Source organism: Corynebacterium glutamicum ATCC 13032 (assembly GCF_000011325.1).
GTDB classification, from domain to species: domain Bacteria; phylum Actinomycetota; class Actinomycetes; order Mycobacteriales; family Mycobacteriaceae; genus Corynebacterium; species Corynebacterium glutamicum.
Genome location: NC_003450.3, coordinates 528,012 through 551,809 on the forward strand (window position 1 = coordinate 528,012; position 23,798 = coordinate 551,809).

Sequence of the window (23,798 nt, forward strand, 5' to 3'; positions counted from 1 at the left end):
CATCACTCCGGAACTACAATCAGGAGTTATGAAAGATCCATCTAGAATTCCCCCAGTTGTGGCTCAGTTACAGAAAGTGTGGGAGGCTCAGCCAGATTTAGCGTTGCCGACACTTTTGGGGATTTTGGGTAACCGTGGCATTGGGTGGGGAAGTACTGATGAGGATCTGGTCGAGGCGCTAAACACGATGTATACGGAGAACCCGGGCGAGATTCGTGGGGGTTCTAGACTTGCAGATCCTCAAAGGGAAGTTCCGGGGCGTTTTCTTGTGGAGACTGAATCTCCGGCTTATCGGATTACAGTGGATCCGTTTCGGATCAGTGTACGGAGAATCGCCAAGGGTCCGCACCGACCTTTGCAACCTGGGGTGTGGGAGTTTCAGGAGATTCGTCGGTGTCGGTCAGGTGAGCCTTTGTTGATTACTGATGTGGAGGGCATTGATCATCGGCTGGGTGTGGTTGTTCGGATTACGCTGCTGAATGATTCTCCTGCTCCAACGACGAAAAGCCTAGACAAGGTCCGACGCCGTGAAGTGGGGGACAAGGTGTTTTACTTGCACTTTGAGAGCGGGGATACTGCTTTGTTGAATCATGGTTTAGAGATCTACCAGGCGTCTAGGCGCACCTTGGAGCAGCACAGTGTGAAATGGGATCAACTCATTACTGCTACTCCGGGACAACTTTTGAAGCTGAAGGAAACCGGCAGTGGGAAAATCCTTGAGCTTGGGGTGTTAGAGAAGATCATTCCGTTGGAGGGGTAGCTACTTAAGCTCCTGCGCGAGACCGACTGAGGGGAACGACGGTGGGGGTTCCTGTGACGGGGTCTGGGGAGATGATGCAGGGCAGGCCAAAAACTCCTTGAACCATCTCGGCAGTTAAGACTTCCTCCGGTGTGCCCGTGGCATGTACGTGCCCATCTTTCATCACGATGAGGTGGTCGGCGTAGCGGGCGGCTTGGTTGAGATCGTGAAGCACAGTGACCACAGTTTTCCCGGCCTCGTTGAATGCGCGCAGCAATTCCAAGAGTTCGTATTGGTGGGCGATGTCGAGGAAGGTGGTGGGCTCGTCGAGAAGCATGATCGGTGTTTGCTGGGCGAGCAACATGGCCACCCACACTCGTTGGCGCTGGCCACCGGAGAGTTCATCGACGAGGCGAGCTGCAAGTTCGGTGAGATTCGTGGAGGCGAGCGCTTGCGCGACGGCGTCTTCGTCGGAGGTGCGCCATTGTTGTATGAGGCTTTGGTAGGGAGCGCGCCCGCGCGCGATGAGATCGTAAACCCGGATGCCTTCTGGGGCGATGGAGGTCTGTGGCAGCAGGCCTAGTTCTCGGGCGATCTCTTTAGGCTTGAATGAATCGAGTTGCCGACCGTCGAGAAGCACTTTGCCGTGCTGCGGATTGAGCACGCGGGAGAAACCGCGGAGCAGGGTGGATTTGCCGCAGCCGTTGGGGCCGATGATGGCGGTGAAGGTGTTGTCGGGGATGGTGACGTTGAGGTGTTCGGCGATGACGCGGTTGTCATACGCCATGGTGACGTCTTCCATGGTCAGGCGGTTATTCATGAGGGATCCTTAAAAGAACTATCGGATGGTGCCGGTGCGGTATTGGCGGCGGGTTTCGCGCAGCAGAAGCCAGATCATGTAGCAACCACCGATGGATACAGTCAACAGGCCAACCGGGATGGTGCGGTAGAAGGAGCTGATAATCAGGGAAAGGAGGTGAGCGCAGCTGAGCAGTGCGGAACCCATTGCAGCGGCAGCAACCAGGCTGACACCAGGGGTTTTAGTGAGGCGACGTGCCAGCTGTGGGGCAACCAACGCGATGAAGGAGATCGGTCCGGCAGCTGCTGTAACCAACGCGGAGGTAGCAACGCCGACAACGATGAGTGCCAAGCGGGTGGAGTTTGTTTTCACACCGAGGGTGGTGGCTACGTCATCGCCCATTTCCATGAAACGCAGTGACCTTGCCAGCACAATGGCGGCCACGATGATGACAGCAGCGATCACCAGAGAGGGGAGCAGAGATTGCCAGGTAATGCGGTTGATGGAACCGGCACTCCAGAAGCCCACAACCATGGCGTCTTCCACATCGGCGCGGGTGATTAGATACGCGTTAACGGAACTGAGCATGGCCGAGACACCGATGCCCACGATGATCAAGCGGAAACCTTGCACACCTTTACGCCACGCCAGGACATACACGGCAAAGGCGGTAACAATGCCACCGACGATGGCAGCGAAAGCGATGCTCCAGTAGTGAGTGTTGCCGAGGACCAAAATGACAAGAACCACCGCCGTGTAAGAACCTGCATCGAAACCAATCACGTCAGGTGAACCCAACGGGTTTCGAGTAATCGACTGGAAAATCGCTCCACCTATGCCAAGCAGCGCGCCGAAGACAACAGCAGCAATGGCTACAGGTAGACGCCATTCCCGCACCACCAACAACTGGAATTTCTCGCCGGTGCCAGCAAGTGCATTAATCACCTGCCCCAAAGACAGTGGGTAATCGCCCATCGTGATAGCCCATGTGGCGCTGCATAGCGCGATGGCGAAAAGGATAAGGCTAACCACCATGAGGCGGGCTGGGATGCGGAAAGAGAACCGGCGCCTCTGCACTGAAACTGCGTGGTAGCCGGGGTTAAGCGCAGGGCTTGTCGAAGCTTCAGACACAGGTCTAGTGGATTCCACCGGCTCAGACGCAGCAACAGGAGTTTCATCAGTTCTAGATTTGATATTAAAGACCACTGGCTTTCCTCCGTCGAACTAGTGCGATCAGGACAGGTGCGCCGATGACTGCGGTAACAATGCCTACTTCAATTTCGCCGGGGCGGGCGATGATGCGTCCCAAAATGTCTGCGCCGAGTACAAGAACAGGGGCGCACAGGGCGCTGAAGGTGATGATCCATCGTTGATCGGGGCCAACTACCCAGCGCACAACGTGGGGAACCATAAGGCCTACGAAGCCGATACCACCAGTAAGGGCGGTCGCGCCGCCGGCCAACAAGGTGACTGAAATGATGCCGAGCACGCGGGTGCGCATCACTTTGGTGCCCAGGGATGCAGCAAGGTCATCGCCAAGCGCAATGGAGTTCAGTGCTCCCGACAGCAGGAGCGCGATGGCCAGTCCGACTGCCAGGAATGGCAATACGGTCATGGTGTCGCTGAGGTCGGTGCGTGCAACAGAACCAAGATTCCAATTGCGGATGCTTTCAAAAGTCTCAGGATCAATCAGTGTGAGGAAGCTCGTGACGCCACCAAGCACGGCGGCCAGAGCAACGCCGGCGAGGACCAGAGCAACAGGATTAACGCTGCCGCTGGTGCTCGCACCAATGAAATACACCAGCAGGGTAGCGGCGGCAGCGCCCAGGAATGCGAACCAGATGTAGCCCGTCACGCTGCTGAGTCCGAAAAATCCGACACCTACGGTCACTGCGAAACCTGCACCCGCGTTAACTCCCAAAATTCCGGGATCGGCAAGCGGGTTGCGCGTCAGCGCTTGAATTAAAGCACCCGCCACACCAAAAGCAGCGCCAGTCACGATGCCCACCAGCGTGCGCGGAATACGCATTGACCACACGATAATCGACGCCTCAGAGCTGTCGTGTGCGGTAAAACCCTGCCATACGGAGCTAAAAGAAAGTGGGTTCGCACCCACAGCAATACTTAAAACAATAAGCGCACCCAGTGCCACGACGATTCCGAGAATGCCCAGCGCTCGGCGCCTGCCGAGGTTTTTGCTTATCGACGTCTCCTTCTGCTTCTCTACCGCCACCGCCGTCATATCGCGTGACTCCTAAAGATCGAGGGGGAAAGAAAAGTATGAGACATCGAAAGTCCTTAAAACTAGCTGAAACTAAAACGCTTAGAACATCTTAGGTGAGCCTTTACTAAATGAAAATCCCCCGTGCTATAAGTTTCATGGGACTATAGGGAAATCTTTAGGAAAACCGATTGCTAAACGTATGAATTTTTAGCGCTTCAGAGGAGTTGGAGCAGTTTGGGGATCTTAAAGGCGACTTCACGTGCGCTGACTTCTCGTGCTCAATTTCACACCACACGACATCACTGGAAAAACCTGACATCGCCGGCTGATATATATGGAAATATCAACTCCACCCACGTTGCGGGTACGCGCGTGATGAATGGTATCGGCGGCTCGGGCGATTTCACGCGTAACGCCTTTGCTTCCACATTTATCTCTCCCTCGGCAGCCAAAGTTGATGCGATTTCCGCGATTGTGCCTTTCGCGTCCCATATCGATCACACGGAACATGATGCGATGGTTGTCATTACTGAATATGGCTACGCAGACCTGCGCGGGCTATCGCCAAAACAACGAGTCCCCAAAATGATTGCCATCGCCCACCCGGACTATCGACCACTGCTGGAAGCATACTTTGACCGGGCGCTGAACAGTGCTGATTCCTATCAGCACACCCTGCATGATCTGCGCACCGCCTTCGATTTCCATAATCGCTTGAACTCACAAGGAACCATGAAAATCGAAAAAGCATAGTGCTTTTCGACGAGCCCTCCACCTTCGCCGCCACCAGAGTGCCGGCGGTCAAGGTGGGTGGGCTATTTCAGTGCGGGGCAGTGAAAGTAAAAACGCAACTTTCTTACAGAACAGGGTTGTCTTTCAGACGACTATGTGGTTAACTACTTGGGCTGCTTTAACACGGCGTGAATTAACCATGCCAGTTGGTAAGGCAAACATGACACCTTCAATTGGAGTCGAGGCGCATGAAAATGCACTTCAACTTCAGGGGGTATCCACTGAAGCCGGGTGACTGGTGAAGGCGGAACCGGAGAAGGGGCATGGCAAATAAACAGCGGCAGTTACGTTAGGGCCTAGATCACGCATTTTGGTCCCTTCCGATTTCCCTGACTTCATTGTTGGGTTCATCGTGGAGCGTTTTATTTGTACAGCGCCCGTGATCCAATGTCAGAAGCATTTGACAGGTCAGGTTAAACACTGGCGTTGCGCCCGAGCCCCAAGCCCGGACAACGTTATAGAGAAAGAATGAAGCGAATTCCCACCGCTTTTCCAAAATGGAAGATGTGGGACGAGCGAGGAAGAGGATAAGCGTGGCGGGACAAAAGATCCGCATTAGGCTCAAGGCCTACGACCACGAAGCGATTGATGCGTCTGCACGCAAGATCGTTGAGACGGTCACCCGTACGGGTGCCCGAGTCGTTGGACCGGTGCCTTTGCCTACCGAAAAGAACGTATACGCCGTTATTCGTTCTCCACATAAGTACAAGGACTCTCGCGAGCACTTCGAGATGCGCACTCACAAGCGCCTGATCGACATCCTCGACCCGACGCCGAAGACTGTTGATGCCCTTATGCGCATCGACCTTCCGGCCAGCGTCGACGTGAACATTCAGTGATCGACGGAATTTTTGGCAGCGGAGAATAAATAATGAGTGAAAACGAGATCAAGGGCATTCTGGGCACCAAGCTCGGCATGACTCAGATCTTCGACGAGGAGAACCGCGTTATTCCGGTTACCGTCGTTGAAGCGGGTCCATGCGTAGTTTCCCAGATTCGCACCGTTGAGACCGATGGCTACAACGCCATCCAGATCGCCTACGGCGAAATCGACCCACGCAAGGTGAACCAGCCATTGACTGGTCACTTCAAGAAAGCAGGCGTTACCCCCCGCCGCCACGTCACCGAGATTCGTATGGACGATGTCTCCGGTTACGAGGTTGGACAGGACGTTACCGTTGAAATCTTCAACGACATCAAGTTCGTTGACGTCACCGGTACCACCAAGGGTAAGGGCTACGCCGGCGCTATGAAGCGCCATGGCTTCGCTGGCCAGGGTGCCGGCCACGGTAACCAGGCTGCACACCGCCGCGTAGGTGGCATTGGTGCAGCTGCTACCCCAGGTCGCATCTTCAAGGGCAAGCGTATGGCTGGCCGCATGGGTAATGACCGCGTCACCACCCAGAACCTCAAGGTTCAGAAGATTGACGCCGATGCCAACATCATCCTTATCAAGGGCGCAATCCCTGGTAACCGTGGTGGCATCGTTACCGTTAAGACCGCAGTGAAGGGCGGTGCACACGCATGACGAATCTGAAGCTGGATGTTCAGACCGCTGATGGAAACATCAACGGATCTGTAGAACTCCCTGCAGAGATTTTTGACCGTGAGGTCTCCGTCGCACTGCTGCACCAGGTTGTCAACGCACAGCTTGCAGCAGCTCGACAGGGCACCCACTCCACCAAGACCCGTGGCGAAGTACGTGGCGGTGGCCGTAAGCCATTCCGTCAGAAGGGAACCGGTCGCGCTCGTCAGGGCTCGATCCGCGCACCTCACTTCACCGGTGGTGGCATCTCCCACGGCCCTAAGCCACGCGACTACTCTCAGCGCACCCCTAAGAAGATGATCAAGGCTGCACTTTACGGTGCACTGTCTGATCGTGCACGCAATGCACGTATCCACGTCGTCTCCGAATTGGTGCCTGGCCAGACCCCTTCGACCAAGTCTGCAAAGGCTTTCATCGAGCGTCTGACCGAGCGTAAGTCCGTGCTGCTCGTAGTGAGCCGTGAGGATATCAACGCCCAGAAGAGTGCTAACAACCTGCCTGGCGTCCACATCCTGGCCGCTGATCAGCTGAACACCTACGACGTTCTCAAGTCTGACGACGTTGTGTTCTCCGTTGAGGCTCTCCACACCTTCATCAACCGCGCTTCCGGTGCGGCACAGGAGGAGCAGAACTAATGGCTACTATCGCCAACCCACGCGACATCATCATCGCACCGGTCGTTTCTGAGAAGTCCTACGGCCTCATGGAGCAGAACGTTTACACGTTCTTCGTCTCCACTGACGCTAACAAGACTCAGATCAAGATTGCCATCGAAGAGATCTTCGGCGTCAAGGTTGCATCTGTGAACACCGTTAACCGTGCAGGTAAGCGCAAGCGCTCCCGCACCGGCTTCGGTACTCGCAAGGCTACCAAGCGCGCTTATGTGACTCTTCGCGAAGGCAGCGACTCCATCGACATCTTCAACGGCTCCGTCGCTTAAGACGTCGATAGAAAAGGACACATTATGGCTATTCGTAAGTACAAGCCGACAACCCCGGGTCGCCGCGCAAGCTCCGTTTCCATGTTCACGGAGATCACCCGTTCGACCCCTGAGAAGTCACTTCTCCGCCCACTGAGCAAGACCGGCGGACGTAACTCTCACGGCCACATCACCACCCGTCACCGCGGTGGTGGACACAAGCGCCGCTACCGCGTCATCGACTTCCGTCGTAACGACAAGGATGGCGTATTGGCGAAGGTCGCTCACATCGAGTACGACCCAAACCGTACCGCTAACATTGCACTGCTTCACTACTTCGATGGCGAGAAGCGTTACATCCTCGCACCGAAGGGCCTGACCCAGGGCACCGTTATCGAGTCCGGCGCTGCAGCCGACATCAAGGTTGGTAACAACCTGCCACTGCGTAACATCCCGACTGGTACCACCATCCACAACGTGGAGTTGAAGCCAGGCGCAGGTGCAAAGCTGGCACGTTCCGCTGGAGCTTCCATCCAGCTTCTTGGTAAGGAAGGCTCCTACGCAGTTCTGCGTATGCCATCCTCCGAGATCCGACGCGTAGACATCCGCTGCCGCGCGACTGTTGGTGAGGTCGGCAACGCCGAGCAGATCAACATTCGTTGGGGTAAAGCTGGTCGTATGCGTTGGAAGGGCTGGCGCCCAACCGTCCGTGGTGTCGTTATGAACCCGGTCGACCACCCACACGGTGGTGGTGAAGGTAAGACTTCTGGTGGTCGCCACCCAGTCTCCCCATGGGGACAGAAGGAAGGCCGCACCCGCAAGCCTAAGCGTTACAGCGATGACATGATCGTTCGTCGCCGTCGTGCTAACAAGAACAAGAAGCGCTAAGAGGAGGTAACGAAGAATGCCACGCAGCCTTAAAAAGGGTCCTTTCGTCGATGAGCACCTCCTCAACAAGGTAGATGCTCAGAACGAAAAGGGAACCAAGCAGGTCATCAAGACCTGGTCCCGCCGTTCCACCATTCTCCCCGATTTCATCGGTCACACCTTTGCTGTCCATGATGGACGCAAGCATGTGCCAGTTTTCGTGGACGATGCCATGGTTGGCCACAAGCTGGGCGAATTCGCCCCTACCAAGACCTTCAAGGGTCACGTCAAGGACGACAAGAAGGGACGTCGATAAGCGATGAGTGACAACATCACCTCCGCAAGCGCGACTGCTCGCTTCGTCCGCGTCAGCCCAATGAAGGCACGTCGCGTCATTGATCTTGTTCGCGGCAAGACCGTCGTTGAAGCACTGTCAATCCTGAAGTATGCGCCACAGGCAGCATCTGAGCCTGTAGCAAAGGTTGTTGCATCTGCAGCAGCTAACGCTGAGAACAACTTCGGCCTGGATCCACGCACCCTGGTTATCTCCGAGGCTTACGCCAACGAAGGTCCAACCATGAAGCGCTTCCAGCCACGTGCTCAGGGACGCGCATTCCAGATCCGTAAGCGCAGCAGCCACATCACCGTGGTCGTTGAGAGCCAGAAGGAAGGAGCCAACTAGTGGGCCAGAAGATCCATCCACACGGCCTCCGTTTGGGCATCACTTCCGACTGGAAGTCCCATTGGTACGCCGACAAGTCTTACGCTGACTACGTCGCAGAAGACATCAAGATTCGCGAATTCCTGTCCAAGGGCCTCGACCGTGCCGGCATCGCCGACGTCGTCATCGAGCGCACCCGCGACCGCGTTCGCGTAGACATCCACACCGCTCGCCCAGGCATCGTCATTGGTCGTCGTGGCGCTGAGGCTGACCGCATCCGCCGTGAGCTCGAGAAGCTCACCGGCAAGCAGGTTGCCCTCAACATCCTCGAGGTCAAGAACGTCGATGCTAACGCTAAGCTGGTGGCACAGTCCATCGCTGAGCAGCTGACCAACCGCGTGGCATTCCGTCGCGCAATGCGCAAGGCTATCCAGTCTGCAATGCGTCAGCCACAGGTTAAGGGCATCAAGGTCGTGTGCTCCGGTCGTCTCGGCGGTGCCGAGATGTCCCGCACCGAGCGCTACCACGAAGGTCGCGTTCCACTGCACACCCTTCGCGCAGAAATCGATTACGGCACCTACGAGGCTCACACCACTTTCGGACGCATCGGCGTCAAGGTGTGGATCTACAAGGGTGACGTCGTTGGTGGACGTCGCGAGAGCGAGATCAATGCACCCGCAGAGCGTCGCGGCCGCGGCGACCGCAACGCACGTCCGCGTCGTGGTGGCCAGCGTCGTCAGCGTGCTGAGCAGAAGCAGGAGGGCTAAACATGCTTATTCCTAAGCGCGTTAAGTACCGTCGCCAGCACCGTCCTACCCGTAGTGGTATCTCCAAGGGCGGCAACCGCGTCACTTTCGGTGAGTACGGCATCCAGGCTCTCGAGCCTGCCTACATCACCAACCGTCAGATTGAATCTGCACGTATTGCAATCAACCGCCACGTCAAGCGTGGTGGCAAGGTTTGGATCAACATCTTCCCAGACCGCCCACTGACCCAGAAGCCACTCGGCGTTCGTATGGGTTCCGGTAAGGGCCCTGTGGAGAAGTGGGTTGCAAACATCAAGCCGGGCCGTATCCTCTTCGAGATGAGCTACCCGGACGAAGCTACTGCTCTCGAGGCTCTGCGCCGCGCTGGCCAGAAGCTTCCATGCAAGGTCCGTATCGTCAAGAGGGAGGATCAGCTCTAATGGCTATCGGTACCCCAGCACACGAGTTCCGTGAGCTCAACGAGGAAGAACTGGTTACCCGCCTCAACGAGGCTAAGGAAGAACTGTTCAACCTTCGCTTCCAGCTTGCCACCGGCCAGCTGACCAACAACCGCCGCCTGCGCACCGTCAAGCGCGACATCGCCCGCATCTACACCGTTATTCGCGAGCGTGAGCTGGGCTTGTCTGTGGTTCCGGGAGCTGAGGCTTAATCATGAGTGAGGCAAACGTGAACAACCAGGAAAAGAGCACCCGCAAGGTCCGCACTGGCTACGTGGTTTCTGACAAGATGCAGAAGACCATCGTTGTCGAGGTCGAAGACCGCAAGCAGCACGCTCTCTACGGCAAGATCCTTCGCTCCGCGAAGAAGGTCAAGGCTCATGATGAGGAGCAGATCGCCGGAATCGGTGACTTGGTTCGCATCGAAGAGACCCGCCCATTGTCCAAGGACAAGAACTACCGTCTGATCGAGATCGTCGAAAAGGCTAAGTAGTTTGGGCGTCATCTACTGATGACCTCTAGCTATTCGCTTCAAGCGAATGCGTAACACCCCTGGTGGAATTTCCTTTTGGGAATCCACCAGGGGTGTTTCTTTGTCTTTATAACAGCCAAGTACTAGAAGCCGAAGACGAAGAATCCAGCTGTCAGCCAAATGGTGGGGGACAGCAGGGCGAGGATTGCGCAGATACCCAAGACCCAACTCTTGGACTTGAAAGCGGTAAACAATGCATATCCAATGAGTGGAACGGCAATGATCGGGTAGATCCACTCACGGATGCCGTACCAGGAAATCGGGACGAGCCACAGGACATATCCGAGGATTGCGACAACTAGAACGCTAAGCCATGCAAAAATTGAAACAGTTTTTTGGTTTTCATGAGCCATCCGAATGTTCCTAATAGAAGGGGCATGGAGATTTAACCACCAACGTATCAAGAGTTTTTAGATGGGGCTACAGCAGATATAGACGCATGTGAGTATCGATGTGTTCTGGGAGATCGCCGCGTCCTGAAAGAACGCCGTTGTCAACGAAGAAGTTAAAGGTGAAATAGTCCGTAACACCTTCGGCAGTAGATCGGCCGGCATGTCCGTAAACAACTTGGATTTCTGAATCTGACACTCTGGTGACGGATTCCACGGTCTTCATTTCAAAAGGAGCAGGACGAGCAACCATATGGCCGTCGATAAACAGCACCACCACGTCGGCGATCGCAGCACCCGTTCCAGTAGAACGTTCGGCGTCTCCATTGGAACCGTTGAGAACCACATAGCTGAGCTTGGAACAGGAATCGTAGCCGTTGTCGCCCATTTGGAAGTGATAGAACCAGTCAGGAACCTGCACGACGGAATCTGCAGATCCAGCTAGCTCACCAACCGGGGTGCGAGATTGTGCAAGATATGGCCCAAAATCCGAGGTACGGGGATCCAAATTGCATTGCACTGGTGCAGTAGTGGAGGCTTCTGTAGCACTTTGCACAGTCGTTCTAGTGGTGGGTTCTGCTGCGGCGGTGGAAGTGAGTGTGGCAGTTACCGTGGTGACATTCTCCGTGGATGTATCAGTGGAGCGCTCATCAAGGGAAACACACCCGCTTAGCACGGCTGTGAGTAGTACTGTGCTGCTTCCGAGGGCGAGATTCTTGCGTAGGGACATGCCATGTACCTCCTAAACTAGGCGACTACTTATGCTGGGAAAACAAGCTGATTAATATATCGCGAATCACACCGATATTGTTCCTTATTAACGCGCAACACGGATTTGAATTCGGGGGTAGGGGTGTGGTTAGATATACAGGTTGTCTGTGTAGGTCGGACTCGCGGTGCTTTTCCGAGTCGCGTTTCCGAGACCCCTCGACGAGGCCGTAAAACGCCAAGCGTTCGTTGCCCACATTCGTGGAGTATGTAGACATCTGTAGTACAAAGACCACGCGTGTTTGGGACGGAAATCCAGCACGCATTAATCCAGGTCAGGAGACCAGTAGTGATTCAGCAGGAATCGCGTCTGAAGGTCGCCGACAACACTGGTGCACGTGAAATTCTGTGCATCCGCGTTCTCGGTGGATCCACCCGACGTTTTGCTGGCATTGGTGACGTCATCGTCGCCACTGTCAAGGAAGCAACCCCAGGCGGCAACGTAAAGTCTGGCGAAATCGTCAAGGCTGTTATCGTTCGCACCAAGAAGGAGACCCGTCGTGCAGACGGTTCTTACATCTCCTTCGATGAGAACGCTGCCGTCATCATCAAGAACGACAACGAGCCACGTGGCACCCGTATCTTCGGACCAGTTGCTCGTGAACTTCGTGAGAAGAAGTTCATGAAGATCGTTTCTCTCGCACCGGAGGTGATTTAAGAATGAAGGTCCACAAGGGCGATATGGTTCTGGTCATCTCAGGTCCAGACAAGGGTGCTAAGGGACAGGTCATCGCGGCTTTCCCTAAGACCGAAAAGGTTCTCGTCGAAGGCGTTAACCGCATCAAGAAGCACGTAGCTAACTCCGCACCAGAGCGTGGCGCAGAGTCCGGCGGAATCGTGACCCAGGAAGCTCCGATCCATGTCTCTAACGTCATGGTCATCGACTCCGACGGAAACCCAACTCGCGTTGGCTACCGTTTCGATGAAAACGGCAAGAAGGTCCGCGTTTCTCGTCGCAATGGGAAGGATATCTAATGACTGAGAATTACATCCCTCGTCTGAAGACCCGTTACCAGGACGAAATCCGCACCAAGCTTCAGGGCGAGTTCGAGTTCGAAAACGTCATGCAGATCCCAGGCGTCACCAAGATTGTCGTCAACATGGGTGTCGGCGACGCAGCTCGTGACTCCAAGCTCATCAACGGCGCTATCGAGGACCTCACCGCAATCACCGGTCAGAAGCCACAGCTTCGCCGTGCGAAGAAGTCCATCGCTAACTTCAAGCTCCGTGAAGGCATGCCAATCGGCGCAAAGGTTACCCTGCGCGGCGACCGCATGTGGGAGTTCCTGGACCGTCTGCTGACCGTGGCACTGCCACGTATCCGCGACTTCCGTGGACTTTCCGACCAGCAGTTCGACGGCCACGGTAACTACACCTTCGGCCTCACCGAGCAGACCATGTTCTACGAAATCGACGTCGACAAGATCGACCGTCCTCGTGGTATGGACATCACCGTTGTTACCACCGCTGTAACCGACGATGAAGGTCGCTCCCTGCTCCGCGAGCTCGGCTTCCCATTCAAGGGTGAAGACGGCAACCGCCAGCAGTAAACTGCATAGTTAAAAGCACTTACCTTAACTGGTAGGTGCTTTTTTCATGTCTACGCAGTGGGTAACTTTCAGAGGAAAATTACCCAACCAAAACAAAGGAACTTTCATGAACGTGCAACGCAAACTGCTGGCGATCGTAGGGGCTTTCATGGCAGGGTCTTTAGCCTTGGGAACACCAACTGCACAGGCCCAAAGCATTGGCAGCAGTGCCTCACAGAGAACTGAAGTCTTACGTGGGCTGACCTCATCTGCCGGAATACCAGATGCCACAGCGCCGGAAGGCGGGGCAAAAGTCGTGGTCTTTGGAGATTCACATGCATCAGGAACCAATGCACCATTTGATGTGGATGAACGCGGCTGCCTCAAGGGGAACCAATCGTGGCCTGATCAATTGCAAGCACAACAAGGATTGCAGCAGGGGGAGCTCATTGACCTTTCCTGCAACGGCGCCTCCATCAACTCGACGGGTTTCCACTTTTCCGATGAAGTTCGGCATGCAGAAGCACTAGGGGCCATTGGACCAAATACCGAGAACATCTTCATCCAATTTGGCAAGAATGATCAGTGGGGACACTCACCAATCAATTTGCGCTATTCCGTGATCAACTGCCTTTTTGATGCGGCCAACGGATGCGGTGAGAAAGCTGTAGCGGCTGGAACCATGCAGGATCCCTCCTCGGTCACCGGCGAAAACTATGCTCAGCGGATGAAACCTGTCATCGACTACCTCAAGTACTACGCTCCAAATGCGCAGATCACGTTGCTGGGATACCAGGAATACACCCCACGAAGCGGAAGCGAGATTTGTGTCCGCGTGGGAGGTACGGAACTAAGGAAACCAGACGCCACCAACCTGGTGTCCTATATGAACAATCTTGAGTCGGCCATTTTTGAAGCCTCTGAGATTCTTGACGTCCAGCATGCCAATCTCCGTGAGGCCACTGCAGGACACAGCAGCTGCTCAGCTGAACCGTGGGTCAACGGAGTGCTGGATATGCGGGTAAACGCTGTAGGAGGCACCTGGCACCCATCTCCAAAGGGAGATGAAGTGACCGCGGGCCTCCTCGGAACCTTGATGTAACTATCTAGAATTCTTCATAGACGGCTGGATCTTGATCTTTGATCCGGCCGTTTTTGCGCGCCAAAGCGGTAATCGCCTGGACGTCTTCGTCGATAAGCGAAATCTTTACCGCCTCCAAGTTGCTGCGCTGCCTGGCCGGGTTGGTGGAGCGTGGAATCGGAACGATTCCCCTGGCGTGATGCCAAGCGAGGGCGATTTCGCCGCTGCCGACCCCGTAGCGCTCGCCGATTTCCTTGAGCAATGGCTCTTCGACGAGTCCGCGACCGTTGCTGAGCGGGCTCCAGGCCTCGGTAATGATGCCCAGCTCATCGTGGAAATCTACCTGCTCCACCTGCGGGAAATAGGGGTGCAACTCGATCTGGTTAACGGCCGGCAGTTCACCGGTTTCGCGGCGCAGGCGATCAATGTGATTTGGAAGGAAGTTAGACACTCCGATGTGCTTGACCAGGCCAGCATCGCGGACTTCAATCAGCGTTTCCCACGCCTCGACGTAGAGATCCTTGCTGGGATTAGGCCAGTGAATCAAGAGGAGATCGATGTAATCTAAGTTGAGGCGGTATAGACTTTCCTCAATGCGGACGCGTCCTAGATCGCGAGCATGGAAGCGGCCAGGGAGCTTACTGGTAACAATCAATTCCTCGCGGGGGACACCCGACTCGCGGACAGCCTTGCCCACGGTACCTTCATTTTCATAGTTGTACGCGGTGTCGATGAGGCGGTAACCAGCATCAATGGCAGTAGCGATGGCTTCAACGCCAGGTGCGCCATCAAGATGAACGGTGCCGAAACCAATTGGAGGAAGGGAAAGAGTCATGTACGCCAGGTTAGCGAAACTTCAGGGAAGGGGATCGGTAAGGAATTGAAGGTTAGGCCTCGAGGAGGAAAAGAATTCAAAAAGGCAGCCGATACGCAGGTCTCCAGGTACTTGACCATGCTCATACTTTCGCTGATCTACAGCCGACCAGGTGTAGATCTCTAGGAAGTAAAACCACTCTTCAAGGGCATTCCACAGACAGTCTTGGATTTGTTTGTGCGAGAGGTCTTCCCAGTTGTTTGGAAACGATAAAGTGACCCCCGGATAGTGGAAAGCACCCGGCTGGTGGGCGAGAAGATCGTTGATTAATGAATCAAAATTGATGATCAATGGCATGACGAAATCTTGGTCGTCATAACTGAAACTGAAATCAGGGAACAGCCACCTTTTCGGGGAGAACTTCATTGCCTGACCGACAGACATATCCCTGTTCTCTGCAGCTGACACGAACCACTGCGGGAAAATCCTCTCCAGCTCTTCGCGTGCTTGATTCGGCTGTTCTACCTGTTCTGGCATTATCCGAGCTCGCCCGCATAGTGGTTAAACTTGTTGCCCCGAACAAAACCAGCAAGGAAAATACCTGAATCCTGCGCCGCCTCGATTGCCAGCGATGTTGCAGCACCAACAGCGATTACACCCGAAATTCCAGCCATGGCAGCCTTTTGGACAAGCTCAAAAGACGCCCTAGAACTCATCACCAAAATAGTGTTTTCCAAGGGGAGCTTTCCCGCCATCAGCATGTTTCCTATAACTTTGTCAGCTGCGTTATGCCGACCGACATCCTCTCGAATAATCAACATCTCACCATCAAGCGTGGCCAAACCAGCAGCATGAACCCCACCAGTTTTGTCGAAAATCTTCTGCTTCGACTTCAACTTATCTGGCAACGACACAATCATCCGAGGATCCGGTGTAATCGGCGTAATGGGCCAGCCCTTCTTGTTCATCAACTGCTCAATAGACGTCGTGCCACAAACACCACAAGCAGACGTAGTCAGCACATTGCGTTGGGCTGCCACGAGGTTTAGTTCGCGTACCGGTTGGAAAGTTGGGATGTGGAGTGCTTCGTGTTGGCTGCCTTCGGGATTATGGGAGGGATTCTGGACGGGATCCCGGGCCGGATTGTCTTTGGGGATGACATCAAGTTCTAAGACGTTGTACGTATTTTGATTATCTGGGCCAACAGCTCCTGCACAATAGCGGGCGGTAAAAACCTCAGAAGCATCCGTGATCAGACCTTCTGACAAGAGGAGGCCATGCACCAACTCAATATCATGGCCGGGCGTGCGCATAGTGGTGGTAAGCGCAGTGCCATTAACCCGAATTTCTAGAGGCTCCTCCACCGCAACAGTATCCGGACGAGTGTTAACAAAAACTTGCTCGTCAGTGGACACAACGCGTGGGACCTGCAAGTTTTGGGTAATCCGACCCATTTTTATTTAGCCTCCGGGTAATTTTTAGCGATGATTTCTTGAAGATGCAGAGCATTAACCAACGTGGACTCGGCCCAATCATCAGTGCTTGTTCCAGAACGGCCAGCAGCTAAACCAAGAAGGAAAGACGTCATTGGTGCCGCTGGTCGAGAAGGGCCATGCGCAACATCACGCGTGAGATTCAACAGGTGGGGGACAACCTCTGCGAGAATGTCTGGATCAATATCCAGCTCTGTGCACACAGTGTCGAGCCATTGATACATTTTCTGCATCTTCTCGGCTTCGTTGTTTTTGCTTGGGGTGGTGTCCACAGTGAAACTCGTTTCTGATGATGGCTGCAATTGTAAAACTGCAATTATAAATAAGCCCGCATCCTCGTTTATTTAAACAAGGAAGCGGGCGCGGAAAATTCCCTGGTGTTTTTCTAAGAAGCAGTACGTCCTGTTGCTTCAAGGCGAACCACAACTGACTTGGACACTGGAGTGTTGGATTTTTCAGCTACTGAATCCAATGGAACCAATACGTTGGCCTCAGGGAAATACGTGGTGACGCAGTCCCTCGCGGTGTCATATTCCACCACTCGGAAATTCGGTGCTCGGCGTTCGCCATCATCAAAGACAGAGACGATATCGACGATGTCTCCATCCTTGAGACCACGTTGCTTACAATCTTGAGGATTGACGAACACTACGCGGCGACCATTGCGAACACCGCGGTAGCGGTCATCCAGACCGTAAATCGTGGAGTTGTATTGATCATGTGAACGTACCGTGTTCATAAGCAAATAGTCCTTGGGTAGCTCAATCACATTGGTTTCATTAACCGTCAATTGGGCCTTGCCATTGGATGTGTTGAAGATGCGCTCACGAGGTCCGTTGGGGAGGAGGAATCCACCGGGGTTGTCGATGCGACGGTTGAAATCGTGGAACCCAGGAATGGTGGCCTCGATGTGATCGCGGACCACATCGTAGTTATCAATCATCGGCTGCCAGAAGGCATCACCGAAGGTCTGCTTACCGATGGTTCCAATGATGTCGCATTCGGACTTCAAATTCAGATCCTTGTTGGCGGTTCGTTTACCAGTGGATGCGTGAACAGCGCCGGCAGAATCCTCAACTGTCACACGCTGGACGCCTGACTTTTGGACATCCTTATCTGTTCGAGCAATCACCGGAAGGATAAGTGACTGCTCACCAGGCCATGCTTGTGAACCATTGGGCTTGGTCGACAGATGCACCGTCAGCTCATTGGATTCCATGCCCTTTTCGACAACAGACGTATCTGAGGACACTCGAACAAGGTTGCCACCGAGGGAGAGAAAGAACTTGGTCTTGCCTTCGCGCATGGCTCGCAGGGAATTTACCGTGTCGAAGCCGTGCTTGCGGGGCACATCGAAACCAAACTCGTTTTCAAGAGCAGCAAGGAATGCCTCCGGCATTTTCTCCCAAATACCCATGGTTCGATCACCCTGGACGTTTGAGTGCCCACGAAGCGGGGCAGTGCCTGCGCCAGGCTTACCAATATTTCCAGTAAGCAGCAGGAAGTTCACCATTTCACGGATGGTGTACACAGCGTTCTTATGCTGGGTGACCCCGAGAGTCCATGACACCACCACGGTGTCAGACTTTTCCACCATGTCAGCGGCCTTGTTGATCTCCGCTGCCGTCAGACCGCATCCCTTGAGCAGAACCTCATCATCGAGTGATTTGAGGTGCTCGATGGTTTCATCCACACCTGAACAGAATTTATCCAAGAATGCATGATCTAGGGCATCTCTACGGATGAGTTCCTTGTTGAGCGCCTGGAAGAATGCGCGGTCTCCATCAAGACGGATCTGCAAGTATTCATCAGCAAGTTTGTCTGAAATGCTCAACGCGCCCTTGACTGATTGGGGCTCACGGAATTTCATCAGACCGGTCTCTGGCATGGGGTTCAGCGCCAGAATCTTGCCACCGTTTTCCTTCAATTCTTTGAAAGCCGTCAACGCACGTGGGTGGTTGGTGCCCGGGTTTTGTCCCACGGAAATCAACAAATCAGTGTTGTAGAAATCCTCCATCACCACGGATCCCTTGCCCAAACCCAAGGTCTCACCCAAGGCAGTACCGGTGGACTCGTGGCACATGTTTCCACAGTCTGGAAGATTATTTGTGCCAAGTCGGCGGGCTAGAAGCTGCAGCATATAAGCCGGCTCATTGGGTGCTCGACCAGAGGTGTAAAACACCGCTTCATCTGGCTCGATCTCGCGGAGCTTCGACGCAATGATCGCAAATGCACGATCCCAAGAAATAGGGCGGTAGTGATCATCGCCAGAAGAACGATCATAAAACATGGGCTCGGTGATTCGGCCACGCTTTCCCAGCCAGTGATCGGTCTTTTCCCGCAGATCATAAATAGAATGCTCTGCCCAGAACTCTTTGCCGGCACGATCAGGTGTTGTTTCCTCGGCGACCGCCTTGGCACCGTTCTCGCAGAACTCAACCACACCAAGGTTGGCAGTGGAAGGCTCAGGCCAAGCACAACCAGGACAGTCGATGCCGCCTGGTTTATTCATGGTGAGCAACGGCAGCAGGGCACGATTCGGAACAGCATGCTGGAGCGCATGCAAAACGCCTGGCACACCAGCAGCAGAAGTAATGCGCCGTCCCACATCCGGATCATCAAATTCATTCGCGGTGGGATTCACGTTCGAAATCTCAGTTGGAGGGGTTGTCATAGGTCACAGTCTAGACCCGGCAATTGAACCCATGCCGAAAAATGAATTCTTCAATCTATATGGGGGTATGTGGAAAACCTAAAATCAAGAGGACTCCCAGCACATGCGATAAAATCTCACATGTCGTTTGATACTGCAAAGTACCGAATCGCACTGTTAGTTTTTCAAGGGAAGCCGGTTAACAATCCGGCGCTGACCCGCAACCGTAGATCACCTTCGCCTGGAGTTTTCACGCAAAGGGGACAAGCCGGATTACTTGGAAAACTGACATTGACTTAGAACCTTTTTGTCGTGGACTACGAAAAGCTTGCATCTTCAAATTCTGCGCACAAAGTGTTCTAAGACGACGTCTGCCCATCGGCGCTCTAATGCACATTACAGCGTTTACAGAATTGAAAATGAAAGGTTCAAAGCCTTGACCATTACTTTTAGCCGCGTTGCTCTGACCACCCTGGCAGTCACCGCAACCACTTTGTCCCTGAGCACTGCTGCGAATGCACAGTCTTCCTTGTTGGATAAGACTCTTGATGCCCGTCAGTGCATCGATGCAGACAACGTCTGGGTCTCAGTTGACTATGGTGCAGATTCCGAAAAAGAACCAGAGGGCGCATGTGCCACCGAGTTCACTGATGGTGTTGTAGCTCTTGAATCTGCTGGGTTCAAACTGACCTTTGACGAATCTGAAATGGGCAAATACATGACCGGTATCAACGGAGTTGTTCCTGATTGGGTTGAAACTGGAACTTACTGGAGTTACTACTCTGGTGAAGTCGCAGATGATTACAGCGTGGACTACACCTACTACGAGGTTGGTGCATCTAATTCTGAACCTGAAGGTGGAACTGTTGAGGCTTGGGTTGTTGGCACCGGCGAGGAAACACCAGCACTCGAGACTCTTCCTGAAACTCCAGCAGCAACCGGATCTTCTGAAGACGGCGGCTGGATTGCAGTCATCGCAGGTCTTCTCGCACTGATCGGTGGTGGAGTTGCAGCTTTGTACCAGGGCTTGATCACTATCCCAGGTCTGGTTCTGCCTAAGTTTTAAGCAACCTAACCTAAAGCTTCAAACAAGAGTGCCCACCGACCCTTCAAGATCGGTGGGCACTTTAGGTTTGCTCCACGAAGCAAGCCAACAAAATCTTTAGACCCGAGGCACCCCGGCCTCCCCGAAGTCACGCTCGACGCCGAAAGCGGCGCGGCGGCTGGCGCGTCGTAAAGCACCTAAAACGGGTTTGGCTGTGAGCAGTAATAGCACTGAGGTGAAGAAGGCGCGGCCGAGATCCCAACCCATGGATGTGGTGAGGCAGAACAGCATGAAGGTGTGGAGGTTTTCCAGGACGGGCGCGCCGGGTGTGAAGGAAAGCCCGCTGGTGACACCGATGGCGTAGGGCCAGAAGCTCATGTTCATCATGGTTCCGTAGCCGAGTGAAGAGACGATGGCGTATAGGACGATGATGAGCATTTCCTTTTTGCCGCGTACTTGGGGGAGTAGGCCGGCGCCGAAGCTGACCCAGGCGGCTGCGAGCATTTGGTAGGGGAGCCACGGTCCGATTCCTGCGGTGAGCAGCGCGGATGCGAACAGTCCGGTGTTGCCGAGGATGAATCCGAAGCCGGGTCCGAAGGCTCGTCCGCCGAGGATGAGGACAAAGAAGACTGCTTCAAAGCCTGCTGCGCCGGCACCGAATGGTCGGACTACGGCAACCATGGCGGTGAGGACGCCGAGCATGGCTACGGCTTTAACGTCGAATCCGTTTTCACTGATTTCGGCGATGACAGCGGCCAGCACGAGGGGAATGACGATCGCGATGTAGAGGGGCGCTTGGGCTTTGTCGGACAGGAAGGATTCCGGGTTGACGATCAGCGGCCAGAAGAAAATCACGATGCTCAAAACCGCAAGGAAGCTTAAGGTGAGGAAGGTTTTGGGCTTGAGTGTGATGGCGTTGATCATGAGATTTCACCATGCCCTAGCGCAGCTTTCACGGCCGAGACTGTGAGCCAGTGTGATTCCTCTTGGATGCCGGCGGTGATTTTTGCGACTTGTGGGGCGTAAGCCGGTGATGCGGGGAGGATTTCTACGGCTGTGCCATCGGAGATGATCTTTCCAGAGGCCATAAACAACACTCGGTCGGCGCACAGTGCAGAGAATTCCACGTCGTGGGTGACCACCAAAATGGCGTGGCCGTCGTCTGCGAGTTGTTGGAAGGAGCGGGCGAGGGATTTCTTGCCGTCGTAGTCTAGGCCGCGGGTGGGTTCGTCGAAAAATACCACGCGGGGTTTTGCGGCGAGTTGGATGGACAGCGCGAGGGAGAGCTTTTGGCCTTCTGATAGATCACGTGGGTGGAGATGGTCCGGGATATTCGGGACCAGTGAATCCAGGATTTCCCGCGTGGTGCCGGCGGGTGCTGCGGCATCTTTATCAGAGCGTGCGAGCTCTGCATGCACGGTTGATTCATACAAAATATCGGTCGGTGTTTGCGGAACCATGGACACAAGATTGCGCCGCTTGGCGGGCTTTAAAGTTTTGGGGTCTGTCCACGAAAATCCCGCGGCCTCATCAAGCACCTGCACCGAGCCCTGATTTCTAGTCCCTGAACCTTGTAAAGCCCACAGCAGGGATGATTTTCCGCAGCCGTTTCGGCCCATGAGCACGGTAATTTCACCGGAGTTGAGATTCAAGTTCACGCCGTCAACGGCACGGATTTCGGGGAAATCAACCATGATATCTTCGGCGATCAAAAGTGGCTGGACAGCGTGGTTGTGTAATTTGTTCACCACTAAACCACGCTGATACAGGCGTTTGCGCATGTCAGCGGAGTGTGCGCGTGCATCGCGGATCGATAGCGGTAGGGGAGCCCAGCCAGCCCAGCGTCCTAATTCCACAATGGGTGGTGCCACATCAGAATCAGCCATGATTTCTTCCGGCGTCCCAACAGTGACGTGCCCATCAGCGCCCACATGCGCCACGCGGTCCACGTACTGCAGTACGCGCTCGATGCGGTGTTCAGCAAGCACTACGGTCATCGCCAAGTCATGAGCCAGCTTGGTTACGGTTGCCAGCACATCCTCGGCACCATTAGGGTCCAAAGCGCTGGTTGGTTCATCCAAGATAATCAGCGCGGGGCGAGTGGTCAGCACCGCGCCAATCGCCACGCGCTGCTGCTCACCACCAGATAGTTCCGCCAATGGCACGTATCGCAGCTCCGCGATGCCTAAAAGATCAAGGGTTTCCTCTACGCGCTTGCGCATGACCGCAGGTGGGAGCCCTAATTGCTCCATGCTGTAGGCAAGTTCTTCTTCAACCGTGTTGGTGATAAAACTTGCCGCCGGATCTTGCCCAACGACGCCGACCACGTCGGAAAGCATGCGTGGTGGGAAATCACGCGTATCCCGGCCGACCACGCGCACGCGCCCATCAAGTCGGCCGCCGGTCGCATGCGGCATCGCGCCGGACATCGCGTTCAGCAGCGTCGATTTGCCGGAGCCGGTGCGCCCCACAACCAGCAGGATTTCGCCTTCAAAAAGCGTCAGATTCACGTCGCTGATCTGCGGCGCCGCCAGCGTGCGCTCATCGTCATAATACGAGGCAGCGACGCTTTCCAGTTCCAGCACGGGGTCCGTCGACCACGCAGTGCGCGCGCTAAAAGGAGCACTCATTAAACTTCGGCCCTTTCTGGGCTATTTATTGCTTTTCGACGCTTGACCCTCACTTTGTTCTTCGGCAAGCGGGGCGTCAAGAATCCTGGCATCGTCGCCACAACAAGTCCTGCCACAACGAGCAACGGAACGGTGTCTGGCATATGCAAAGGAACCCAGGTGGTGATCATGGAACCTGGATCAAGGTATCGTGTCAGCGCAGCCATGAGCAGCGGAATCACACCTGTGATGCACACAAGCCATTCCGCAGCACCCCAAGGCAACTGATCAAAAGTGGTGGATGTTTTTCTATGTGAAGCAACGACCAACGAAATGATCAAGAAGCCCACGCCGGTAATAAACACCGGAACGGCAACGAACATCGGTGATGATGCATCTAAGACCACAAACAGACCAACGGTCACGCCGAGTATTCCGAATGCACCAAAAATAGAGGTCACACGCTGTTGGAATTTGGATACATGAGCCTGCCTGCCATAACCACGGGCATCCATGGAATTAGCCAGGGCCAAAGACCTATCCAAAGTGTCCTGGAAAACCGGCATCAAAATCCGCGCGAAACCACGAACACCTTTGGCATCATCACCACGCAAGGTTCGTGCACGATTAATGCGGAACGCCGACTCAGCCATCTGAGGTGCAATGGAAATACCGATGACCACCGCAGTTCCCAGTTCGCCCAATGCGCCAGGCAACGATTTGAGCAGCTTCTTGGGATCCGCCAAAGAGTTCGCAGCACCCACCGCCACGATCATCGTTCCAAGCGTTAAGCCTTGCGTCGTCGCGATGATCAGACCCTCGAGATACACCGTGCCAAACACGTGGATACCCGCAGCCCATTCCGGCAACTGCACCGGCGGGATCCGAAACAGTTCAATGGTGCCAATTTTTGCTCCCACCACAATGTGCATGACCAACCGGTACACCACGAGCCAACCCGCGATCATCAAATAGATCGGGAAAGCACGCGACCACGGCGATGACCCACGACGGTTAAACACCACAAAACACAACGTGGCAAAAGTGAGCGCCAAAATATAAGGATTGTTGGTCATGCTGGCACAACCAGCAATACCCAACGCCCACACCCACCACGCCCAGGGATGAACCATC

The 23,798-nt window shown here is 54.6% G+C and carries 30 protein-coding genes and 1 pseudogene; 18 read left to right on the forward strand and 13 right to left on the reverse strand.

What is annotated here, in order from left to right; all coding sequences use genetic code 11:
- Positions 1-28 precede the first annotated feature (28 nt).
- Positions 29-760 carry a hypothetical protein gene (locus CGL_RS02545; RefSeq protein WP_011265571.1) on the forward strand — a complete coding sequence of 244 codons (732 nt, stop codon included), beginning with the start codon at positions 29-31 and terminating at the stop codon, positions 758-760.
- A gap of 4 nt (positions 761-764) precedes the next feature.
- Here the strand turns inward: CGL_RS02545 and CGL_RS02550 are convergent, their stop codons facing one another.
- From CGL_RS02550 to CGL_RS02560, 3 genes are read right to left on the reverse strand one after another with little or no spacing between them, the layout of a single operon-like run.
- Positions 765-1,559 (reverse strand): ABC transporter ATP-binding protein, encoded by a 795-nt coding sequence (locus tag CGL_RS02550; RefSeq protein WP_011013698.1) that lies wholly within the window; start codon positions 1,557-1,559, stop codon positions 765-767.
- Between the two features lie 18 nt (positions 1,560-1,577).
- Complete coding sequence (locus CGL_RS02555; RefSeq protein ID WP_011013699.1) at positions 1,578-2,744, reverse strand: FecCD family ABC transporter permease; 1,167 nt, start codon at positions 2,742-2,744, stop codon at positions 1,578-1,580.
- Positions 2,734-3,780, reverse strand: coding sequence for an iron chelate uptake ABC transporter family permease subunit (locus CGL_RS02560; RefSeq protein WP_011013700.1), 1,047 nt, complete (start codon positions 3,778-3,780; stop codon positions 2,734-2,736). Before CGL_RS02560 ends, CGL_RS02555 begins: the two co-directional genes overlap by 11 nt.
- Before the next feature lie 306 nt (positions 3,781-4,086).
- Between CGL_RS02560 and CGL_RS02565 the strand changes: the two are divergent.
- The 12 genes and pseudogenes from CGL_RS02565 to rpsQ form a co-directional block, all read left to right on the forward strand.
- Positions 4,087-4,515: pseudogene (locus CGL_RS02565) on the forward strand (acetyl-CoA hydrolase/transferase C-terminal domain-containing protein); the annotation flags it as partial.
- A 572-nt stretch (positions 4,516-5,087) separates the two neighbouring features.
- Positions 5,088-5,393, forward strand: a complete 306-nt coding sequence (rpsJ, locus tag CGL_RS02570) for a 30S ribosomal protein S10 (protein ID WP_003854291.1) — start codon at positions 5,088-5,090, stop codon at positions 5,391-5,393.
- A gap of 32 nt (positions 5,394-5,425) precedes the next feature.
- On the forward strand, positions 5,426-6,082 hold the full coding sequence (gene rplC, locus CGL_RS02575; RefSeq protein ID WP_003854292.1) for a 50S ribosomal protein L3: 657 nt from the start codon (positions 5,426-5,428) through the stop codon (positions 6,080-6,082).
- On the forward strand, positions 6,079-6,735 hold the full coding sequence (gene rplD, locus CGL_RS02580; protein ID WP_003854293.1) for a 50S ribosomal protein L4: 657 nt from the start codon (positions 6,079-6,081) through the stop codon (positions 6,733-6,735). Before rplC ends, rplD begins: the two co-directional genes overlap by 4 nt.
- Complete coding sequence (gene rplW / locus CGL_RS02585) at positions 6,735-7,040, forward strand: 50S ribosomal protein L23 (protein WP_003854294.1); 306 nt, start codon at positions 6,735-6,737, stop codon at positions 7,038-7,040. Before rplD ends, rplW begins: the two co-directional genes overlap by 1 nt.
- A 24-nt stretch (positions 7,041-7,064) precedes the next feature.
- Positions 7,065-7,907: a 50S ribosomal protein L2 gene (gene rplB / locus CGL_RS02590; protein WP_003854295.1), complete on the forward strand. Its 843-nt coding sequence runs from the start codon at positions 7,065-7,067 to the stop codon at positions 7,905-7,907.
- A gap of 16 nt (positions 7,908-7,923) precedes the next feature.
- Positions 7,924-8,202, forward strand: a complete 279-nt coding sequence (gene rpsS, locus CGL_RS02595) for a 30S ribosomal protein S19 (protein WP_003854296.1) — start codon at positions 7,924-7,926, stop codon at positions 8,200-8,202.
- 3 nt (positions 8,203-8,205) lie between these two features.
- Positions 8,206-8,568, forward strand: a complete 363-nt coding sequence (gene rplV / locus CGL_RS02600; RefSeq protein WP_003854297.1) for a 50S ribosomal protein L22 — start codon at positions 8,206-8,208, stop codon at positions 8,566-8,568.
- Complete coding sequence (gene rpsC, locus CGL_RS02605; protein WP_003854298.1) at positions 8,568-9,314, forward strand: 30S ribosomal protein S3; 747 nt, start codon at positions 8,568-8,570, stop codon at positions 9,312-9,314. The genes rplV and rpsC overlap by 1 nt, the downstream gene beginning before the upstream one ends.
- A gap of 2 nt (positions 9,315-9,316) precedes the next feature.
- Entirely contained in the window at positions 9,317-9,733 is a 417-nt protein-coding gene (rplP, locus tag CGL_RS02610; protein WP_003854302.1) for a 50S ribosomal protein L16, read from the forward strand.
- Positions 9,733-9,963 (forward strand): 50S ribosomal protein L29, encoded by a 231-nt coding sequence (gene rpmC / locus CGL_RS02615; protein ID WP_003854304.1) that lies wholly within the window; start codon positions 9,733-9,735, stop codon positions 9,961-9,963. The genes rplP and rpmC overlap by 1 nt, the downstream gene beginning before the upstream one ends.
- 2 nt (positions 9,964-9,965) lie before the next feature.
- Positions 9,966-10,244 (forward strand): 30S ribosomal protein S17, encoded by a 279-nt coding sequence (gene rpsQ, locus CGL_RS02620; RefSeq protein ID WP_003854306.1) that lies wholly within the window; start codon positions 9,966-9,968, stop codon positions 10,242-10,244.
- A gap of 122 nt (positions 10,245-10,366) precedes the next feature.
- On the opposite strand, the gene CGL_RS02625 is transcribed toward rpsQ, so the two are convergent.
- Positions 10,367-10,636 (reverse strand): hypothetical protein, encoded by a 270-nt coding sequence (locus CGL_RS02625; RefSeq protein ID WP_011013702.1) that lies wholly within the window; start codon positions 10,634-10,636, stop codon positions 10,367-10,369.
- A 67-nt stretch (positions 10,637-10,703) separates the two neighbouring features.
- On the reverse strand, positions 10,704-11,402 hold the full coding sequence (locus CGL_RS02630) for an LppP/LprE family lipoprotein (protein ID WP_011013703.1): 699 nt from the start codon (positions 11,400-11,402) through the stop codon (positions 10,704-10,706).
- Between the two features lie 327 nt (positions 11,403-11,729).
- Here CGL_RS02630 and rplN point away from each other — a divergent pair, with 327 nt between their 5' ends.
- From rplN to CGL_RS02650, 4 genes are all read left to right on the forward strand, one after another.
- Entirely contained in the window at positions 11,730-12,098 is a 369-nt protein-coding gene (rplN, locus tag CGL_RS02635) for a 50S ribosomal protein L14 (protein ID WP_003854312.1), read from the forward strand.
- A gap of 2 nt (positions 12,099-12,100) precedes the next feature.
- On the forward strand, positions 12,101-12,415 hold the full coding sequence (gene rplX / locus CGL_RS02640; RefSeq protein WP_003854314.1) for a 50S ribosomal protein L24: 315 nt from the start codon (positions 12,101-12,103) through the stop codon (positions 12,413-12,415).
- On the forward strand, positions 12,415-12,990 hold the full coding sequence (rplE, locus tag CGL_RS02645; RefSeq protein WP_003854317.1) for a 50S ribosomal protein L5: 576 nt from the start codon (positions 12,415-12,417) through the stop codon (positions 12,988-12,990). Before rplX ends, rplE begins: the two co-directional genes overlap by 1 nt.
- Positions 12,991-13,096: 106 nt before the next feature.
- Entirely contained in the window at positions 13,097-14,071 is a 975-nt protein-coding gene (locus CGL_RS02650; RefSeq protein ID WP_011013704.1) for an SGNH/GDSL hydrolase family protein, read from the forward strand.
- A gap of 4 nt (positions 14,072-14,075) precedes the next feature.
- On the opposite strand, the gene CGL_RS02655 is transcribed toward CGL_RS02650, so the two are convergent.
- From CGL_RS02655 to fdhF, 5 genes are all read right to left on the reverse strand, one after another.
- Positions 14,076-14,885, reverse strand: coding sequence for an aldo/keto reductase (locus CGL_RS02655; protein ID WP_011013705.1), 810 nt, complete (start codon positions 14,883-14,885; stop codon positions 14,076-14,078).
- A gap of 21 nt (positions 14,886-14,906) precedes the next feature.
- Complete coding sequence (locus CGL_RS02660) at positions 14,907-15,401, reverse strand: hypothetical protein (protein ID WP_011013706.1); 495 nt, start codon at positions 15,399-15,401, stop codon at positions 14,907-14,909.
- Complete coding sequence (gene fdhD, locus CGL_RS02665) at positions 15,401-16,318, reverse strand: formate dehydrogenase accessory sulfurtransferase FdhD (RefSeq protein ID WP_011013707.1); 918 nt, start codon at positions 16,316-16,318, stop codon at positions 15,401-15,403. Before fdhD ends, CGL_RS02660 begins: the two co-directional genes overlap by 1 nt.
- Before the next feature lie 2 nt (positions 16,319-16,320).
- Positions 16,321-16,629, reverse strand: a complete 309-nt coding sequence (locus tag CGL_RS02670; RefSeq protein WP_011013708.1) for a DUF6457 domain-containing protein — start codon at positions 16,627-16,629, stop codon at positions 16,321-16,323.
- 113 nt (positions 16,630-16,742) lie between these two features.
- Positions 16,743-19,031: a molybdenum-dependent formate dehydrogenase FdhF gene (gene fdhF, locus CGL_RS02675; RefSeq protein ID WP_011265574.1), complete on the reverse strand. Its 2,289-nt coding sequence runs from the start codon at positions 19,029-19,031 to the stop codon at positions 16,743-16,745.
- 415 nt (positions 19,032-19,446) lie between these two features.
- Here fdhF and CGL_RS02680 point away from each other — a divergent pair, with 415 nt between their 5' ends.
- Complete coding sequence (locus tag CGL_RS02680; protein ID WP_011013710.1) at positions 19,447-20,076, forward strand: hypothetical protein; 630 nt, start codon at positions 19,447-19,449, stop codon at positions 20,074-20,076.
- A 96-nt stretch (positions 20,077-20,172) separates the two neighbouring features.
- On the opposite strand, the gene CGL_RS02685 is transcribed toward CGL_RS02680, so the two are convergent.
- From CGL_RS02685 to CGL_RS02695, 3 genes are read right to left on the reverse strand one after another with little or no spacing between them, the layout of a single operon-like run.
- The gene (locus tag CGL_RS02685; protein ID WP_011013711.1) at positions 20,173-20,979 is read right to left on the reverse strand and encodes an ECF transporter S component; all 807 of its coding nucleotides are present in this window, start codon (positions 20,977-20,979) and stop codon (positions 20,173-20,175) included.
- A complete protein-coding gene (locus tag CGL_RS02690) occupies positions 20,976-22,685 on the reverse strand; it encodes an ABC transporter ATP-binding protein (protein WP_011013712.1) in 1,710 nt (569 codons plus the stop codon). Before CGL_RS02690 ends, CGL_RS02685 begins: the two co-directional genes overlap by 4 nt.
- Positions 22,685-23,797: an energy-coupling factor transporter transmembrane component T gene (locus CGL_RS02695; RefSeq protein WP_011013713.1), complete on the reverse strand. Its 1,113-nt coding sequence runs from the start codon at positions 23,795-23,797 to the stop codon at positions 22,685-22,687. Before CGL_RS02695 ends, CGL_RS02690 begins: the two co-directional genes overlap by 1 nt.
- Position 23,798: the final 1 nt, after the last annotated feature.